This window comes from Streptomyces sp. NPDC048603, from assembly GCF_043199475.1.
In the GTDB taxonomy this organism is placed as follows: Bacteria; Actinomycetota; Actinomycetes; order Streptomycetales; family Streptomycetaceae; genus Streptomyces.
Genome location: NZ_JBICVY010000032.1, coordinates 1,652 through 4,363 on the forward strand (window position 1 = coordinate 1,652; position 2,712 = coordinate 4,363).

At 56.5% G+C, this 2,712-nt stretch carries 1 rRNA gene (running past one end of the window); it reads left to right on the plus strand.

What is annotated here, in order from left to right:
* Positions 1 to 2,681, plus strand: a 23S ribosomal RNA gene (locus ACGFQ9_RS38540) (it extends 232 nt beyond the left edge of the window).
* Positions 2,682 to 2,712 lie beyond the last annotated feature (31 nt).

A 2,712-nucleotide genomic window follows, 5' to 3' on the forward strand; every position in this document is an offset into this window, starting at 1 on the left:
ACGGCTTGCTTGCTCATCTCCCAAGTAGCACGGGGCCCGAGAAATCCCGTGTGAATCTGGCGGGACCACCCGCTAAGCCTAAATATTCCCTGGTGACCGATAGCGGATAGTACCGTGAGGGAATGGTGAAAAGTACCGCGGGAGCGGAGTGAAATAGTACCTGAAACCGTGTGCCTACAAGCCGTGGGAGCGTCGGAGCCTTCGGGCTCTCGTGACTGCGTGCCTTTTGAAGAATGAGCCTGCGAGTTAGCGGTGTGTAGCGAGGTTAACCCGTGTGGGGAAGCCGTAGCGAAAGCGAGTCCGAATAGGGCGATTGAGTTGCACGCTCTAGACCCGAAGCGGAGTGATCTAGCCATGGGCAGGTTGAAGCGGAGGTAAGACTTCGTGGAGGACCGAACCCACCAGGGTTGAAAACCTGGGGGATGACCTGTGGTTAGGGGTGAAAGGCCAATCAAACTCCGTGATAGCTGGTTCTCCCCGAAATGCATTTAGGTGCAGCGTCGTGTGTTTCTTGCCGGAGGTAGAGCACTGGATAGGCGATGGGCCCTACCGGGTTACTGACCTTAGCCAAACTCCGAATGCCGGTAAGTGAGAGCACGGCAGTGAGACTGTGGGGGATAAGCTCCATGGTCGAGAGGGAAACAGCCCAGAGCATCGACTAAGGCCCCTAAGCGTACGCTAAGTGGGAAAGGATGTGGAGTCGCACAGACAACCAGGAGGTTGGCTTAGAAGCAGCCACCCTTGAAAGAGTGCGTAATAGCTCACTGGTCAAGTGATTCCGCGCCGACAATGTAGCGGGGCTCAAGCGTACCGCCGAAGTCGTGTCATTGCAGCAATAGGGCCAACGCCCGCTGTGATGGGTAGGGGAGCGTCGTGTGCCGGGTGAAGCAGCACCGGAAGGTAGTTGTGGACGGTTCACGAGTGAGAATGCAGGCATGAGTAGCGATACAAACGTGAGAAACGTTTGCGCCGATTGACTAAGGGTTCCTGGGTCAAGCTGATCTGCCCAGGGTAAGTCGGGACCTAAGGCGAGGCCGACAGGCGTAGTCGATGGACAACCGGTTGATATTCCGGTACCCGCTTTGAAACGCCCAATATCGAGCCCATTAATGCTAAGGCCGTGAAGCCGTTCCGGACCCTTCGGGGAAAGGAAAGTGGTGGAGCCGCTGACCCAAGGTGGTAGTAGGTAAGCGATGGGGTGACGCAGGAAGGTAGTCCAGCCCGGGCGGTGGTAGTCCCGGGGTAAGGGTGTAGGCCGTGTGGTAGGCAAATCCGTCACACGTTAAGGCTGAGACCTGATGCCGAGCCGATTGTGGTGAAGTGGATGATCCTATGCTGTCGAGAAAAGCCTCTAGCGAGTTTCATGGCGGCCCGTACCCTAAACCGACTCAGGTGGTCAGGTAGAGAATACCGAGGCGTTCGGGTGAACTATGGTTAAGGAACTCGGCAAAATGCCCCCGTAACTTCGGGAGAAGGGGGGCCACGCTTGGTGATCGGATTTACTCCGTGAGCTGGGGGTGGCCGCAGAGACCAGCGAGAAGCGACTGTTTACTAAAAACACAGGTCCGTGCGAAGCCGTAAGGCGATGTATACGGACTGACGCCTGCCCGGTGCTGGAACGTTAAGGGGACCGGTTAGTGACCTTTCGGGGTTGCGAAGCTGAGAACTTAAGCGCCAGTAAACGGCGGTGGTAACTATAACCATCCTAAGGTAGCGAAATTCCTTGTCGGGTAAGTTCCGACCTGCACGAATGGCGTAACGACTTCTCGACTGTCTCAACCATAGGCCCGGTGAAATTGCACTACGAGTAAAGATGCTCGTTTCGCGCAGCAGGACGGAAAGACCCCGGGACCTTTACTACAGTTTGATATTGGTGTTCGGTTCGGCTTGTGTAGGATAGGTGGGAGACTTTGAAGCAGCCACGCCAGTGGTTGTGGAGTCGCCGTTGAAATACCACTCTGGTCGTGCTGGATGTCTAACCTCGGTCCGTGATCCGGATCAGGGACAGTGTCTGATGGGTAGTTTAACTGGGGCGGTTGCCTCCCAAAGGGTAACGGAGGCGCCCAAAGGTTCCCTCAGCCTGGTTGGCAATCAGGTGTTGAGTGTAAGTGCACAAGGGAGCTTGACTGTGAGACCGACGGGTCGAGCAGGGACGAAAGTCGGGACTAGTGATCCGGCGGTGGCTTGTGGAAGCGCCGTCGCTCAACGGATAAAAGGTACCCCGGGGATAACAGGCTGATCTTCCCCAAGAGTCCATATCGACGGGATGGTTTGGCACCTCGATGTCGGCTCGTCGCATCCTGGGGCTGGAGTCGGTCCCAAGGGTTGGGCTGTTCGCCCATTAAAGCGGTACGCGAGCTGGGTTTAGAACGTCGTGAGACAGTTCGGTCCCTATCCGCTGTGCGCGTAGGAATATTGAGAAGGGCTGTCCCTAGTACGAGAGGACCGGGACGGACGAACCTCTGGTGTGCCAGTTGTCCTGCCAAGGGCATGGCTGGTTGGCTACGTTCGGGAGGGATAACCGCTGAAAGCATCTAAGCGGGAAGCCTGCTTCAAGATGAGTATTCCCACCTCCTTGAGAGGGTAAGGCTCCCAGTAGACGACTGGGTTGATAGGCCAGATGTGGAAGCCCGGTAACGGGTGGAGCTGACTGGTACTAATAGGCCGAGGGCTTGTCCTCAGTTGCTCGCGTCCACTGTGTTAGTTCTGAAG